The organism is Nocardioides sp. WJ219, from assembly GCF_058559815.1.
In genome coordinates this window covers 179,235-192,030 of sequence record NZ_JBZUJV010000001.1, presented here as the reverse complement: position 1 = coordinate 192,030, position 12,796 = coordinate 179,235, and the positions used below count along the sequence as shown (strand labels likewise).

Genomic DNA, 12,796 nt, shown 5'->3' with positions numbered 1-12,796 from the left:
GCCGTCAGTGCTTCGGCGGCGGCAGGTCCTCGGGCGTCGCGACGTGCTCGGGCACCACGACCGGACGCAGCCGCGACCACAGCAGGAACCCGCCACCCACCAGGAGCAGCGCGAGCCCGGCCCAGAGGTTGGCGTTGACGCCCGTCGTCTTCGCCCCGCCCTCGTCGCCGGAGACCAGGCGGGTCACCAGCAGGATGACGCCGTACAGCGCGAGCAGCGCCCCGATCACGTTGCGGATGTCGAGCGCGCCGGCGGTGTGCTTCTTCTCGGCCATGTCTTCCTCCAGGTCAGAACACGAAGTTGAGCACGACGACCAACGCGAGCGCGATGCCGGCGAGCGGGAGCGTGCGGCGGTACCACGGGTAGCCGGCCTCGTGGGGGTCGACCAGGTCCTCGCGGGGCGTCTCGGAGTAGACGAGGCCCTTGAGCTCCGAGACCGGCTTGGGCGTGCCGGCCAACGAGACGACGATGCTGAGCACGATGTCGACGACGAACGCCGCACCCGCGGCCACGAACGAGGCGCCCTGGCCCTCGAGCGGCAGCACGCCGAGGCTGGCGGAGCCGAAGGCGTCCTCGCTGAGGAAGGCCACCAGCACCGCCGACAGGGTGCCGGCGACGAGGCCGACCCAGCCGGCGGTCGCGGTCATCCGCTTCCAGAACATGCCGAGGATGAACGTCGCGAACAGCGGTGCGTTGAAGAAGCCGAACAGGGTCTGGAGGTAGTCCATGATGTTGGAGAAGTTGGACGCCAGGCCGGCGGTGAAGATCGCGATGACCGTCGCCCCCACGGTCGCGAGCCGGCCGACCTTGAGGTAGTAGCCGTCCTCGCGGTCCTTGACGGCGTAGGACTGCCACAGGTCGTAGCTGAAGACCGTGTTGAACGCCGAGATGTTGGCGGCCATGCCGGCCATGAACGCCGCCATCAGGCCGGCGATCGCGATGCCGAGCAGACCGTTGGGCAGCACGTCGCGCATCAGGTAGAGCAGCGAGTCGTTGAACTCGACGTCCGCTCCGGTCGGGTCCTTGACGCTGCCGCCGCCCTTGACCTTGGCGATCTCGGCGACGAGGACGGCGGCGATCATGCCGGGCACGATCGTGATGAACGGGACGAAGATCTTGGGGAAGGCACCGATGATCGGGGTCTTGCGCGCCGAGGAGATCGAGTCGGAGGCCATCGCGCGCTGGACCTCGACGAAGTTCGTCGTCCAGTAGCCGAACGACAGCACGAAGCCGAGACCGAAGACGATCCCGATCACCGACAGCAGGTCGGAGTCGAAGCCGGTCAGGTTGGAGCCGGGCCAGCTGTTGAGCTGGGCGTCGGCCGCGGCCTGGTCGGGCGAGGCCTCGGTGATCTTGTCCTTGAGGCCGTTCCAGCCACCGACCTCGTTGAGCCCGATCAGGGTCAGCGGCAGCAGCGCGGCCACGATCACGAAGAACTGCAGCACCTCGTTGTAGATCGCGGCGCTCAGGCCGCCGAGGGTGATGTAGGCCAGCACGACCACCGCGGCCACGACCAGCGAGACCCACAGCTGCCACCCGAGCAGCGCCTCGATGATGCTGGCGAGCAGGTAGAGGTTGATGCCCGCGATGAGCAGCTGGGCGACGGCGAACGAGATCGCGTTGACCAGGTGGGCCGGCTTGCCGAACCGGCGGAGCATGAACTCCGGGACCGAGCGCACCTTGGAGCCGTAGTAGAACGGCATCATCACGACGCCGAGGAAGAGCATCGCCGGGATCGCGCCGATCCAGAAGTAGTGCACGGTCGGCAGGCCGTACTCCGCGCCGTTGGCCGACATCCCCATGATCTCGACGGCCCCGAGGTTGGCCGAGACGAACGCGAGCCCGGTGACCCACGCCGGCAGCGAGCGCCCGGAGAGGAAGAAGTCCACCGAGTCGCTCACCTGACGCCGCGCGAGCAGCCCGATGCCGAGGACGAAGGCGAAGTAGAGCGCGACGATCAGGTAGTCGACGACGTTGGCGTCGATGATCGTGTCCGCGGCCAGGGGCGGGGGTACGGCGACCATGGGATGTCCTCCCGAGCAGGAATGAAGCCTCCCGAACCTAGGACCTCGTCCTAGCGGTGCTCTCCACCCGTTAGGTCGTGGCCGAGCGGTGGGAACCGATGCATGCCCCGATCGGTCGAGGAGGGTGAGGAGGTGGCCGTGGACTTCGACCAGTACGTCGCCGCACGCCGAGCACGGCTGGTACGCACCGCCGTGCTCCTCGGCTGTCCGGTCGCCGACGCCGAGGACGTCGTCCAGGTGGCCCTCCTGCGTTGCTACCGGTCGTGGACGCGTGTGGTGCGGGCCGACCGGCCCGACGCCTACGTGCACCGCGTCCTGGTCAACGTGCTCTCCGACGCCCGGGCCCGCCGGTGGACGGGCGAGCGGCCGACGGCCGACCTCTCCGAGGAGGCACGCAGGTCGACCTCGCGCTCGGCCTGGCCGTGCGCCAGGCGCTCGCCTCGATGACCCCGGACCACCGCCAGGTGCTGGTGCTGCGGTTCTACGCCGACCTCTCCGAGCGCGACACCGCTACGGCGCTCGGCGTGGCCCCCGGCACCGTCAAGAGCCGGACGTCGCGGGCACTCGCCGCGCTCGGCGCCAGCCACCACCTCCAGGACGTGACCCCGTGAACGAGACCCAGGCCCGCCGACTGCTCGACGCTGCGGCCGAGACCATCGAGGTCGGCCCGTCCGGACCGCTCCGCGACGTCGCCGGCCGACGCCGTCGGTGGCTGCGTCCGACGGCCGCGGCCGCGGTCGCCGCGGTCGCCGCCACGGTCACGGTCGCGTCCACGGGGAGCGACGACGGTCCGGTCGCGCCGGCGACGAGCACGACGGCGGCCCGTGGACCCACCTCGGGCGCCTGGCCGCTGCCGGGCGTCGCGGGCCTCCGCGAGGCCCAGGCCCGCGACCTCCTCGAGGGCAGGGGCTACCAGGTGCGCGCCGAGGGTACCGGCTTCGTCGGCTGCGGGCTCCGTGACGGCGACGCCTTCGCCACCACCCCCGCCGTGGGCACGGTGGTCGACCCCGGGGCGACGGTGACGCTCCGGGTGGCCGGCGACCGGGTCAGCCGTCGGGGCAGCTCGCTCGGCACCCTGGACTGCGTCGCCGACCACCAGGAGCTGCCCTACCGGCTGCTGGCCTTCGCCCGTGGGGCCGGGCCCGCGCTGTCGGTCGCCGGCGAGGTCGTCCTCGAGACCCCGGCAGGGCGCACCACCATCTCCGCGGCCGAGGCCGCCGACCCGAGGGCGTGGCAGGTCTGCCGCGACGACGTGTGCCGTCGTCCGCTCGACGCGCTCGTGGCGCTCGAGGACCTCCTCGGCCGCACCGGCACCCTGGGTCTGACCGACGGCGCACCCGGTTGGTCCGACCGTTGTGCGCGCCGCCTGGAGCGACCCGGTCCGCCGTTCGTCCTCGGCACGCCGCCGCAGACCCGCCGAGATCCCCGCTCGTGCGGCGTGGTCGACGTCTACCTCGACGAGGACCGGCGGATCACCGCCGTCGAGCTGGCCGACGGTCCGCCTGCCGCGGCAGCGCCCGACGTCCGCGGCGCGGCGGTCGGCGTCGCGTCGGAGGCGCTGCGCCTGACCGGGGCCGACGTCGTCGTGCAGCGCGACGACACGTGCACCGGGGACGTCGTGGTCGCCCAACGCGCCTCGGCCACGACGACGGTGCTCACCGCCTGCACCGGGTGACACCACTCGGCGTCAATGGTGACGTCAACGCGCCTTGACGTGACACCACGATGATGTCATCGTGGTGCGCATGGACCTCACCCCCTACGTCGACCACCTGCGCCGCGACCTGCTCGCGGCCGCCGACGGGGCGGGCGACGAGCTGCGGGCGGCTGCCGAGCGGCTCGGGTTCGCCCTCGACCCGGCCGCCCGGCTGGCCCTGATGGAGGCGATCAGCCAGGCCTGCTCGGAGATCACCGCCGAGATGCCCGCCGGCGGCGTCGACGTCCGGCTCGACGGCCGCGAGCTCGCGTTCGTCGTCGACCAGCCCGTCGCCGGCCCGCCTGCCCCGCCCGCTCCCCCGGCCCCGCCGCTGCCGCCGTCCCCGCCCGACGACGTCGACGACGGCGGCACCGCCCGGATCACCCTGCGGCTGCCCGAGGCCGTCAAGGGCAAGGCCGAGGACGCCGCCGCGGCCGCCGGCCAGTCGCTGAACACGTGGCTGGTCAACGTGGTGCGCGGCGCGACCCGCGGGTCGGGCGAGGCCGCCATCAACGTCGACATCGACCTGTCCAACCTGCCGTTCTTCGGCGGCCCCAACCCCTTCCCCAGCCGCGGCCAGCGCCGGATGACCGGCTGGATCTGACCGACCCGCACCACCCCACTCCCTCCACCCGGGACCGGCGCCAGGCCGGCCCCGCGGACGAGCACACCCACCACCACCTCGAGGAGCGCCATGACCGACCACCAGTTCGAGACCCACGAGCCGATCGAGCTCTACGTCGAGAACGGCAAGGGCCTCGTGGAGGTCCGCGCCGTCGACACCACCGAGAGCCGGGTCGAGCTCCACGGCCCCGACGCCGAGGAGACCCAGGTCGAGCTCGACGGCCGCACCCTGCGCGTGGTCGCCCCCAAGCACCGCGGCGGGTTCCTCGGCGGCGAGCGGCGACTGGAGGTCGTCGTCACGCTGCCCACCGGCAGCGACCTGGTGACCAAGGTCGGCAGCGCCGACGTGCGCACCACCGGCCGGGTCGGCAACGTCCAGGTGCGCAGCGGGTCGGGCGACGCCTCGTTCGAGACCCTCGGCGGCGCCTCGCTGGTCGAGACCGGGTCGGGTGACGTCACCGTCGAGCGCGCCGAGCAGCAGCTGCGGGTCAAGAGCGGGTCGGGCGACGTCGTGGTCCGCACCGCGCTCGCCGCGGTCTCGGTCTCGACCGGGTCGGGCGACGTCCAGATCGACGACGCCGGCGGCCCCACCGCCGTCAAGACCGGCTCGGGCGACCTGCGCATCGGGCACGCCCACGCCGACGTCGGGCTGACGACCGGCGACGGGGACCTCCGGATCGAGTCCGTCTCGGCCGGCCGCGTGCAGGTCAAGGCCGCCTCGGGCGACGTCCGCGTCGGCGTGCCGGCCGGCGTCCCGGTGTGGACCGACATCACGACGGTCTCGGGCCACATCCACTCCACCCTCGAGGGCGTCGGGGAGCCGGAGCCCGGCGCCGACTACGTCGAGCTGCTGGCCAAGACGCTCAGCGGCGACATCGTCCTTACCCAGCACTGACCGACAGACATCGCGAAGGAGCACCACCATGAACGACGCCAACGAGCTGCTCGCCTACGAGCTGCGCCGCAACCGCTCCGCGCCGACCCTCAACCGCGCGACCCGCCACCGCACCGCCCTGGCGACCGCCCGCCGACGCGACCGGCGGCAGCGGCTGGCCGACCGGGTCCGCTCGGTCGCCGACCGGCTGGAGGCCTGAGGGTCAGGACCTCATCGCGACGCCGAGGCGCCAGTAGCCCATGAACGCGACCTGGTGACGGTCGATGCCGAGGTCCTTGACCAGGGCCCGCCGCAGGCCGGTGACCACCTTGGACTCCCCGGCGATCCAGGCGTACAGCCCGTCGACGTCGTGGCCCACCGGACGGTAGGGCGCCTCGACGTCCTCCCCCGACGAGGAGTAGGCCGGGGTCTCCCACAGGTCGGGGTCGACCTCGTCGTCGTCGACGCGGATCGGCGCGGGCCGGGTGCCGAGGTGCTCCAGGACCGCCGCCTGCATCGCCTCCCCGCGCGGCGCACCGTCACGCGGCAGCCACCGCACCTGCATGCCGGCCGGGTGCTGCAGCGGCAGCACGTCGCCGGAGACCGGGACCTCGAGGAACGCCGTGCCCTGCGCGTCGGGGTCGAGCTGCTCGAGGATCGCCGAGATGGCCGGCACGGCGGTCTCGTCGCCCACCAGCAGCAGCGTCCGGGCGTCGTCCGGGACGAACTCGATGCCGCCGTAGGGCACACCGGCGCGCGGCGCCATCATCAGCAGCCGGTCACCGACCGCGGCGGTCGCACCCCAGGAGCCTCCCGGCCCGCAGTCGCCCTCGTGGACGATGAGGTCGACCACGACCCGGGTCTGCTCGCCCGCGCCGCGGACGGTGCGGATCGTGTAGGTGCGCATGTGCCCGCGCTCCTCGACCGGCCGGTCGAGCCAGGTGCCGAACCACGACTCGTCGACGCCCTCGAGCGACGGCAGCGAGCAGCCCTCGTGCGGGAAGATCAGCTTGATCCGCTGGTCGTAGAACCGCCCCTCGACGCCGAGGTCCTTCAGCGCGGGCGAGGCGAGCTCGACCCGCACGAAGCTCGGCGAGAGCCGCTCGACGCTCACGCACTCGACCTCCTCCAGCAGCAGGGGCAGGCCGGCGGTGGTGCTGGTCATCGGTGTCCTTCGGGCTGAGGTCAGGCTTACTTAGGCTGACCTTACCTCGCGGGGACGTGTCGGGTTACCCGGTGCACCGGGGAAACCTGCACCCGCTAGATCGGCGTCCGGTGGAAGCTCTGGTACGACCGCGACGGCGTCGGCCCCCGCTGGCCCTGGTAGCGCGAGCCGTACTTGGCCGAGCCGTAGGGGTGCTCCGACGGCGAGGAGAGCCGGAAGAAGCAGAACTGCCCGATCTTCATGCCGGGGTAGAGCTTGATCGGGAGCGTCGCGACGTTGGCCAGCTCGAGCGTGACGTGGCCGGAGAAGCCGGGGTCGACGAAGCCGGCGGTGGCGTGGGTGAGCAGGCCGAGCCGGCCCAGCGACGACTTGCCCTCGACCCGGGCGGCGATGTCGTCGGGCAGCGAGACCACCTCGTACGTCGACCCCAGCACGAACTCGCCGGGGTGCAGGATGAACGGCTCGTCACCCTCGGGCTCGACCACCCGGGTCAGGTCGGACTGGTCGGCGGCGGGGTCGATGTGCGGGTAGCGGTGGTTCTCGAAGACCCGGAAGAACCGGTCGAGCCGTACGTCGATCGACGACGGCTGCAGCATGCCGGGGTCCCAGGGCTCGAGCGCGACCCGTCCTGCGTCGATCTCGGACAGGATGTCGCGGTCTGACAGCAGCACGCACGCACCCTACCGGCGCGGTGGCACACCGCCGGTCGGATGCCCGCGGGCGGCCACTACGACAGCCGGTCCATCACCTCGGCCAGCTCGGTGAGCGCGGCGACGACCTCCCGCGCCCGGTCGGCGCCCAGCTCGGCGACCAGCCGTTCCGCGGCCACCCGGTGCGCCGGGTCGATGCGGCGTACGGCGTCGAGGCCGGCCGGCGTGACGACGACCAGCTTGGCGCGCGCGTGCGCGGGGTTGTCGGCGTACTCGGCGAGTCCGCGGTCGACGAGCAGGTCGGCGATGCGCTGGACGCTCTGCCTGGTCAGCCCCATCGCCCGGGCGATGCCCGAGACCGGCAGCGGCTCGGCCAGCACCGCGCCGAGCACCTGCCACCACGCGGCGGTGAGGCCGGCCGGGCGGGCGAGGTCCTCGGCGAGGGCCAGGAAGCGGCCGTTGAGCCGGAACGACGTCAGCGCCGCCGTCGCCAGCACCTCCTGCTCGGGCGTCACGCGGGCTCGAGCTCGAAGTACCCCGCCGGGTCGCGGTCGGCGAAGAGCTTGGTCCACGAGGCCAGCACGGCGTCGTCGTGCGAGCCGAGCCGCGCGAAGACCGCGGCTGCGAAGTGCACCGGGGCCACCGAGGAGGCCGTGACCAGGTCGCCGTCGACGACGACCGGCTCGGCGACGTAGTGCCCGGCGCCGGCGTACCCCGACGAGGCGAGGTAGCCGGGGTCGTTGCTCGTGTGGGGGCGGGCGTCGAGCAGGCCGCCCGCCGCGAGCGCGTACGTCGCCCCGCAGATCGCGGCGACCGGCGTGCCGGCCAGGAGGAACCGGCGCGCGGCGCCGACGAAGCCGTCGAGCTCGCCCGACTCCCAGGTCGCGGCGCCCGGCAGCACGAGCATCGCGCTGGCGGCCGGGTCGAGGTCGGCGAGGGCGAGGTCGGGCTGCACGGTGAGCCCGCCCATCGTGGTGATCGGGGTGCGGTCGAGACCGACGGTCGCGACGGCGTACGCGCCGGGGTGGCGCTGGTAGGCGCCGTTGCGGAGGTAGGCGGTGAGGTAGCCGATCTCCCAGTCGGCGAGCGTGTCCGGGACGGCGACGTGGACGGTGTGGTCGGTACTGATCATGACAGGAGACTGTCATGAATGACAGTGTCCTGTCAATGGAACCATGGGCGCGTGACCCACCCCTACCGCCGCTTCGTCGCCCTCGGCGACTCCTTCACCGAGGGCGTCGGCGATCCCGACCCGACCCGGCCCCACGGCGTCCGCGGGTGGGCCGACCGCGTCGCGGAGGTGCTCGGGCGCGACGTGCCCGACTTCGGCTACGCCAACCTGGCGATCCGCGGACGCAAGCTGCGGGGCGTCGTCGACGAGCAGGTCGGTCCGGCCGTCGCGCTCCAGCCCGACCTGGTCACCGTCTACGCCGGCGCCAACGACATCCTGCGCCCGCAGGTCGACCTCGACGACCTGGTCGCGGCGTACGACGTAGCCCTGGGCGAGCTGGCCGCCACCGGCGCGCGGCTGCTCGTCTGGACCGCGTTCGACCCCGGCGGCTCGGCGACGTACCGGCTGCTGCGCGGCCGGTTCGCGCTCTACAACGAGCTGGTGCGCGAGAGCGCCGACCGGCACGGTGCGGACGTCGTCGACTTCTGGCGGATGCGGGAGTACCGCGACTGGGGCTACTGGGACCCCGACCGCATGCACATGGGCCCGGCCGGCCACCAGCACATGGCCGCCGCCGTCCTCGACCTGCTCGACGTGCCCCACGACCTCGAGCCCGTCGTGCTCGCCGACCCGGCCCCGACGACGGTGCGCGACCACCTCACCTGGGCGCGCACCTCCGCCGCCCCGTGGGTGCACCGCCGCCTCACCGGCCGCTCCTCCGGCGACGGCCTCGACCCGCGCCACCCGACGTACCTGCACCTGGGCTAGCATCTGCCCCACTGCGGATGTAGCTCAGTTGGTAGAGCGCGACCTTCCCAAGGTCGATGTCGCGAGTTCGAGTCTCGTCATCCGCTCCACGGGGTCCAGGTCAGCGACCCCCACCCACGCACCCTCACCAGAGCGCGACACTCCCTCGAGTTCGAGTCGCGAGCTCGAGTCGCGAGCTCGCGTCTCGTCACCCGCTCCATCAGCTCGTCAGAACGTGTAGTGCAGCGCGTCGACGCTGCGGGCGAACAGGTCGCCCACCTTGCGTCGTCCCGCGTCGTCGTACATCTCGCGGTAGTGGACCTGCGAGGGACGGACACCGCTCTTGGCTCGCGGCAGCTCCGGCGTGCCCGGCAACCCCAGGAGGGACCAGACCTCCGCGATGTCGCTCTCCAGGTTCTCGTACCTCAGCACGCGATCGACGGCGACCTTGCCGTGGATGTGCCACGTGCCGTAGTTCTCGATGGCCAGCTTGACGACCTCGGGCCCGTTCAGGAAGTCCTCGAACGACTCGTGACGTCCACCCAGCCGGTTGACCCAGTAGAACAGTGACACCACCGCGTCCCACGGGTTCCGCTCGACGACGAACCGGTAGTAGGACCAGAAGACCTCCGGCCCCGTGGCGCGGAGACACCGCCGCGCGCCGGAGTGCTGCTGCACGGGGACCACCAGCGGCGGGGAGCCGTTGTTCTGACGACCTCGTCCCCCCAGCTCGACACGTCTCCGCTCGTCGGTCGCGCCCATGCCCGTGATCACGTCGTCGGGTCCACACCAGCGCGACAGCGCCATCTCGATGCTGGAACCGGCCGTCTTCTTCGTCTTGAGGAAGATGAAGCGATGCTGATGGCTCACGATCATCTCGCAGAACTCCTCATCGGTCGGCTGACCGGACCCTAGGGGTCCCGCCAGGAGGTTGGCGACTTCCGACATCGCGCGCGTCCCCGGCGGATTCCCGCTCCGACGCCACGTGGGCCGCACCCGGACCGGGTCAGCGCGAGCCGCGGCGGCAGCGAGGTGCGCGGCGCCCTTCGTCGCCCGCCGAGGGCGCTGCATAGAGTTCGGCCATGAGCTGGGCCGTGCCGTCGTCCCCGGGGGCCGCCCCACCCGCTCCCCTCCAGCGGCTCGTGGTGGAGGACGCAGTGCTGACGCGCTGCGAGCGCGGTCGTCTGCACCTCCACGAAGGTGCCCCTGGTCCTCGGCGGTGGATGACGGGGGCCGTGCACGACGCCTCGGGGCGCCTCGTCGAGGCGTCCGTGCGAGGTTGGGCGGGCGATCGTGCTGCGCCCGTGGCGGTCGATCCCGCCGAGATCGCGCTACCCCGTCAGCCGCAGCTGCTCGAGGGCGACTGGCGCTACGCAGGCAACTGGACCGACCACTTCGGACACTTCTTCCTCGAGGTGCTGACGACCCTGTGGGGCGAGGTCGATCCGCGTGGACGACTGCTGCTCCACGCCACCACCCGCGCCAGCGGCCAACGAAGGCGCCCGCTCCGACAGGTCGAGCTGACCACCTGGCAACGGGACCTCCTCCGTCTCGCGGGTCTCGCCGACCCCGAGGTGCTGGTCGTCCGTGGCAGACCGGCGCGTGCCGAGCGACTCCTCGTGCCAGCACGACCGGTCCTGCTGAAGTCGTGGGCGGCCCCGGAGGCCGTCGAGGTCTGGAACCGCGTGTCCGAGGCCGTGGGCGAACGCGGGGACGCAGCACGTGTCTTCCTGTCGCGCTCGGCGTTCAACCAGTCCGACCAGAGGACACACCGACGCATCCGGAGCGAGGCGGGGTGGGACGCCGCGCTGGACGCCGTGTTCTCGAAGGCCGGCTTCAGCGTCGTGCACCCCGAGCGCCTGCCCATCCACGAGCAGATCGCCATCGTGCGCGGCGCCCGAGTAGTCGCAGGCTCCAGCGGTTCCGCACTTCACCTGTCGGCGTTCGCCCCACCGGGCACCCGGGTCATGGAGATCGGGGACGAACGATCCCCCGACGGCCCGATGGCGGCCCAGCGAGTGATCGACGCGGCCTGCGGACACCTGTCCACGTTCGTCCCCCACCGCGACAAGAAGGCACTCAAGCACGCCCTCGCCCACCTGGGGTGAGTCCCCCGGCACGAGCCGACGTCGCTGGGCAACCTCGGCGGCGCCGGTCCTGGTCAGGTGGCCTGGTGGGGTCGGAGGTACCGTCCGTTCGGCTTGTTGAACGTCGTGCAGTGCTGCGCGAAGGCGCGGCTCAGCTCCGCGCTGTAGTGCTCGTCCATTACTGCTTGCACCTTGGCGACCACGTCCTCGGGGATCTTGCGGGTCAACGTCCAGGGCAGGGCGAGGGCGTCGAGCGCGATCTGCTCGATCCGGTCGGCCGGCAGGTCGAGCGAGACCGCGAAGAGGTTGCCGCCCCCGGAGGTGAACACCTCGCGGTGGGACTCCGGGAACTGGTCGAAGAGGAACTTCGGACCCACCCCGCGCCCGTTCGGCTGCCGCCGGAACAGGGTGAGGTCGTCCTGCAGGACCAGTCGCGGGCCGGACAGCACGACGTTGACACACAGGGTGTCGATGAGGGGCCACGGGTGCACGTGACCACCGTCGACGAGCGCCATGTCGAAGGTGCTGCCCGACGCCACCACGTCTGCCGACGTCCACCCGGTCCGGCGCTCGACGGCAACCTTCCCGCCCGGGTAGGCCAGGGGGATCACGAAGCCGGCCTCCTTGGTGGGGTCGGCGTAGAAGTGGTCCAGGAGGTCCACGGTCAGCAGCCGATCGCCACCGTGCTCCTCCAGCATGTGCGCGATGACCGCGGCTGACAGGCCTGAGGCCGTCCCGATCTCGAGGAACGACCTCGGCCTGTGGGTCGCCACGAGCTTCTCGATCGAGACGAGGTCCTCGACGGACATGGTCCCGAAACCGGGCTGCCGATGAGCGTCACGGATGCTGGCGATGTTGTCTCGGTCCACCGCCAGACCTTAACCACCACGGGTCCGCGGACGTCGCCGTCGGGCACCCTGTCGCACTTAGGCAGCGAGCACGAGCCCCGATCTCGGGTTGGTCCACGACGCTCTCGGTCACCGGCCCGGACGACCGTGGGGTGCGGGGCGGCGGGCCCATACTGACGACGTGAGCGAGCAGGACCCCTCGAGCGGTACTCCGCCGTACGTCCGCCCGGCGCCAGACCCGCGGCCGGTGCGGAGACGCACCGGACTGCTCCTCGGGATCGCCGCCGCGCTGCTGGTCGCCGCCGTCGTCGCCGTCACCCTTGCCGTGACCTCGGGCGACGACGACCGGGACGACGGCCCGGAGGCGGCGCGCAGCGAGACCCCCGCCAGCGCTGCCGGGAGGACCGGCAGCACGGCTGGGTCCGAGCGGGACAGGGTCATCGGGGACGGCTACACGTTCGAGCGGCCCAGCGGCGAGTGGACGAACACCACGCTGGAGGCGCGAGGGCCGGATGCCCTGACCCTTGATCTGGCCCTCGCGCTCGGCCCCTCCCACGAGCAGGCCAAGGGCCACATCATCGTCACGGCGCACAGCGCCCGCGGGGCCGACTCGGCGGCGGAGCTCGAGGAGACGTGGAGACGGAGCATGCGCAGCCCCGACGGCGGATCTTCGACCCCGACCGAGGAGATCACCATCGACGGCGAACGAGCGATCGGAGCGCGCATCGATGGCCGGGTCGACGCTGCCGGCGACCCGCTCGTCCTGCTCGCGTACCTCGCGGTGCACACCGGCGGTCAGTACACGATCATCGGGTCGTTCAGGGCGCGCGACGACGTGACCGAGGGCGACTTCCGGAAGGTGCTCGCGAGCTGGCGCTGGAACGCCTGAGCAGCCCGGACCGACCCGGAC

General features: G+C 72.2%; 17 protein-coding genes and 1 tRNA gene. 10 read left to right on the top strand and 8 right to left on the bottom strand.

Annotation, left to right across the window (positions count from 1 at the left end):
- Positions 1-4 precede the first annotated feature (4 nt).
- Positions 5-274 (bottom strand): hypothetical protein, encoded by a 270-nt coding sequence (locus tag AC4MBH_RS00930; RefSeq protein ID WP_491792447.1) that lies wholly within the window; start codon positions 272-274, stop codon positions 5-7.
- Between the two features lie 13 nt (positions 275-287).
- Entirely contained in the window at positions 288-2,003 is a 1,716-nt protein-coding gene (locus AC4MBH_RS00925; protein ID WP_491793052.1) for a sodium:solute symporter family protein, read from the bottom strand.
- Positions 2,004-2,126: 123 nt separating this feature from the next.
- Here AC4MBH_RS00925 and AC4MBH_RS00920 point away from each other — a divergent pair, with 123 nt between their 5' ends.
- From AC4MBH_RS00920 to AC4MBH_RS00895, 6 genes are all read left to right on the top strand, one after another.
- Positions 2,127-2,471: a sigma factor gene (locus AC4MBH_RS00920; RefSeq protein WP_491792446.1), complete on the top strand. Its 345-nt coding sequence runs from the start codon at positions 2,127-2,129 to the stop codon at positions 2,469-2,471.
- A complete protein-coding gene (locus tag AC4MBH_RS00915) occupies positions 2,468-2,635 on the top strand; it encodes a sigma factor-like helix-turn-helix DNA-binding protein (protein ID WP_491792445.1) in 168 nt (55 codons plus the stop codon). The genes AC4MBH_RS00920 and AC4MBH_RS00915 overlap by 4 nt, the downstream gene beginning before the upstream one ends.
- Positions 2,632-3,699, top strand: a complete 1,068-nt coding sequence (locus AC4MBH_RS00910) for a PASTA domain-containing protein (protein ID WP_491792444.1) — start codon at positions 2,632-2,634, stop codon at positions 3,697-3,699. Before AC4MBH_RS00915 ends, AC4MBH_RS00910 begins: the two co-directional genes overlap by 4 nt.
- Before the next feature lie 70 nt (positions 3,700-3,769).
- Positions 3,770-4,324 carry a toxin-antitoxin system HicB family antitoxin gene (locus AC4MBH_RS00905; RefSeq protein ID WP_491792443.1) on the top strand — a complete coding sequence of 185 codons (555 nt, stop codon included), beginning with the start codon at positions 3,770-3,772 and terminating at the stop codon, positions 4,322-4,324.
- Between the two features lie 90 nt (positions 4,325-4,414).
- Positions 4,415-5,239, top strand: coding sequence for a DUF4097 family beta strand repeat-containing protein (locus AC4MBH_RS00900; RefSeq protein WP_491792442.1), 825 nt, complete (start codon positions 4,415-4,417; stop codon positions 5,237-5,239).
- Positions 5,240-5,267: 28 nt separating this feature from the next.
- Complete coding sequence (locus AC4MBH_RS00895; RefSeq protein WP_491792441.1) at positions 5,268-5,438, top strand: hypothetical protein; 171 nt, start codon at positions 5,268-5,270, stop codon at positions 5,436-5,438.
- Positions 5,439-5,441: 3 nt separating this feature from the next.
- Here the strand turns inward: AC4MBH_RS00895 and AC4MBH_RS00890 are convergent, their stop codons facing one another.
- From AC4MBH_RS00890 to AC4MBH_RS00875, 4 genes are all read right to left on the bottom strand, one after another.
- On the bottom strand, positions 5,442-6,383 hold the full coding sequence (locus AC4MBH_RS00890) for a siderophore-interacting protein (protein ID WP_491792440.1): 942 nt from the start codon (positions 6,381-6,383) through the stop codon (positions 5,442-5,444).
- A 95-nt stretch (positions 6,384-6,478) separates the two neighbouring features.
- The gene (gene dcd, locus AC4MBH_RS00885; protein ID WP_491792439.1) at positions 6,479-7,054 is read right to left on the bottom strand and encodes a dCTP deaminase; all 576 of its coding nucleotides are present in this window, start codon (positions 7,052-7,054) and stop codon (positions 6,479-6,481) included.
- A 56-nt stretch (positions 7,055-7,110) separates the two neighbouring features.
- Positions 7,111-7,548 (bottom strand): MarR family winged helix-turn-helix transcriptional regulator, encoded by a 438-nt coding sequence (locus AC4MBH_RS00880; RefSeq protein ID WP_491792438.1) that lies wholly within the window; start codon positions 7,546-7,548, stop codon positions 7,111-7,113.
- Complete coding sequence (locus AC4MBH_RS00875; protein WP_491792437.1) at positions 7,545-8,165, bottom strand: DJ-1/PfpI family protein; 621 nt, start codon at positions 8,163-8,165, stop codon at positions 7,545-7,547. The genes AC4MBH_RS00880 and AC4MBH_RS00875 overlap by 4 nt, the downstream gene beginning before the upstream one ends.
- A gap of 51 nt (positions 8,166-8,216) precedes the next feature.
- Between AC4MBH_RS00875 and AC4MBH_RS00870 the strand changes: the two genes are divergently transcribed.
- The gene (locus AC4MBH_RS00870) at positions 8,217-8,972 is read left to right on the top strand and encodes an SGNH/GDSL hydrolase family protein (protein ID WP_491792436.1); all 756 of its coding nucleotides are present in this window, start codon (positions 8,217-8,219) and stop codon (positions 8,970-8,972) included.
- Between the two features lie 13 nt (positions 8,973-8,985).
- Positions 8,986-9,061 (top strand) — tRNA-Gly (locus tag AC4MBH_RS00865).
- A 118-nt stretch (positions 9,062-9,179) separates the two neighbouring features.
- On the opposite strand, the gene AC4MBH_RS00860 is transcribed toward AC4MBH_RS00865, so the two are convergent.
- Positions 9,180-9,821 (bottom strand): sulfotransferase family protein, encoded by a 642-nt coding sequence (locus AC4MBH_RS00860; protein ID WP_491792435.1) that lies wholly within the window; start codon positions 9,819-9,821, stop codon positions 9,180-9,182.
- 434 nt (positions 9,822-10,255) lie between these two features.
- On the opposite strand from AC4MBH_RS00860, the gene AC4MBH_RS00855 reads away from it, so the two are divergent.
- On the top strand, positions 10,256-11,059 hold the full coding sequence (locus AC4MBH_RS00855; RefSeq protein ID WP_491792434.1) for a glycosyltransferase family 61 protein: 804 nt from the start codon (positions 10,256-10,258) through the stop codon (positions 11,057-11,059).
- Positions 11,060-11,112: 53 nt separating this feature from the next.
- Here the strand turns inward: AC4MBH_RS00855 and AC4MBH_RS00850 are convergent, their stop codons facing one another.
- On the bottom strand, positions 11,113-11,907 hold the full coding sequence (locus AC4MBH_RS00850; protein WP_491792433.1) for a class I SAM-dependent methyltransferase: 795 nt from the start codon (positions 11,905-11,907) through the stop codon (positions 11,113-11,115).
- Positions 11,908-12,067: 160 nt separating this feature from the next.
- Here AC4MBH_RS00850 and AC4MBH_RS00845 point away from each other — a divergent pair, with 160 nt between their 5' ends.
- Positions 12,068-12,775 carry a hypothetical protein gene (locus tag AC4MBH_RS00845; protein WP_491792432.1) on the top strand — a complete coding sequence of 236 codons (708 nt, stop codon included), beginning with the start codon at positions 12,068-12,070 and terminating at the stop codon, positions 12,773-12,775.
- Positions 12,776-12,796 lie beyond the last annotated feature (21 nt).

Coding starts and splice junctions, on each gene's coding strand:
- AC4MBH_RS00890 (WP_491792440.1), bottom strand. CDS start 6,383: ATGACCAGCACCACCGCCGGCCTGCCCCTGCTGCTGGAGGAGGTCGAG.
- AC4MBH_RS00905 (WP_491792443.1), top strand. CDS start 3,770: ATGGACCTCACCCCCTACGTCGACCACCTGCGCCGCGACCTGCTCGCG.
- AC4MBH_RS00900 (WP_491792442.1), top strand. CDS start 4,415: ATGACCGACCACCAGTTCGAGACCCACGAGCCGATCGAGCTCTACGTC.
- AC4MBH_RS00895 (WP_491792441.1), top strand. CDS start 5,268: ATGAACGACGCCAACGAGCTGCTCGCCTACGAGCTGCGCCGCAACCGC.
- AC4MBH_RS00930 (WP_491792447.1), bottom strand. CDS start 274: ATGGCCGAGAAGAAGCACACCGCCGGCGCGCTCGACATCCGCAACGTG.
- AC4MBH_RS00875 (WP_491792437.1), bottom strand. CDS start 8,165: ATGATCAGTACCGACCACACCGTCCACGTCGCCGTCCCGGACACGCTC.
- AC4MBH_RS00915 (WP_491792445.1), top strand. CDS start 2,468: ATGACCCCGGACCACCGCCAGGTGCTGGTGCTGCGGTTCTACGCCGAC.
- AC4MBH_RS00920 (WP_491792446.1), top strand. CDS start 2,127: ATGCCCCGATCGGTCGAGGAGGGTGAGGAGGTGGCCGTGGACTTCGAC.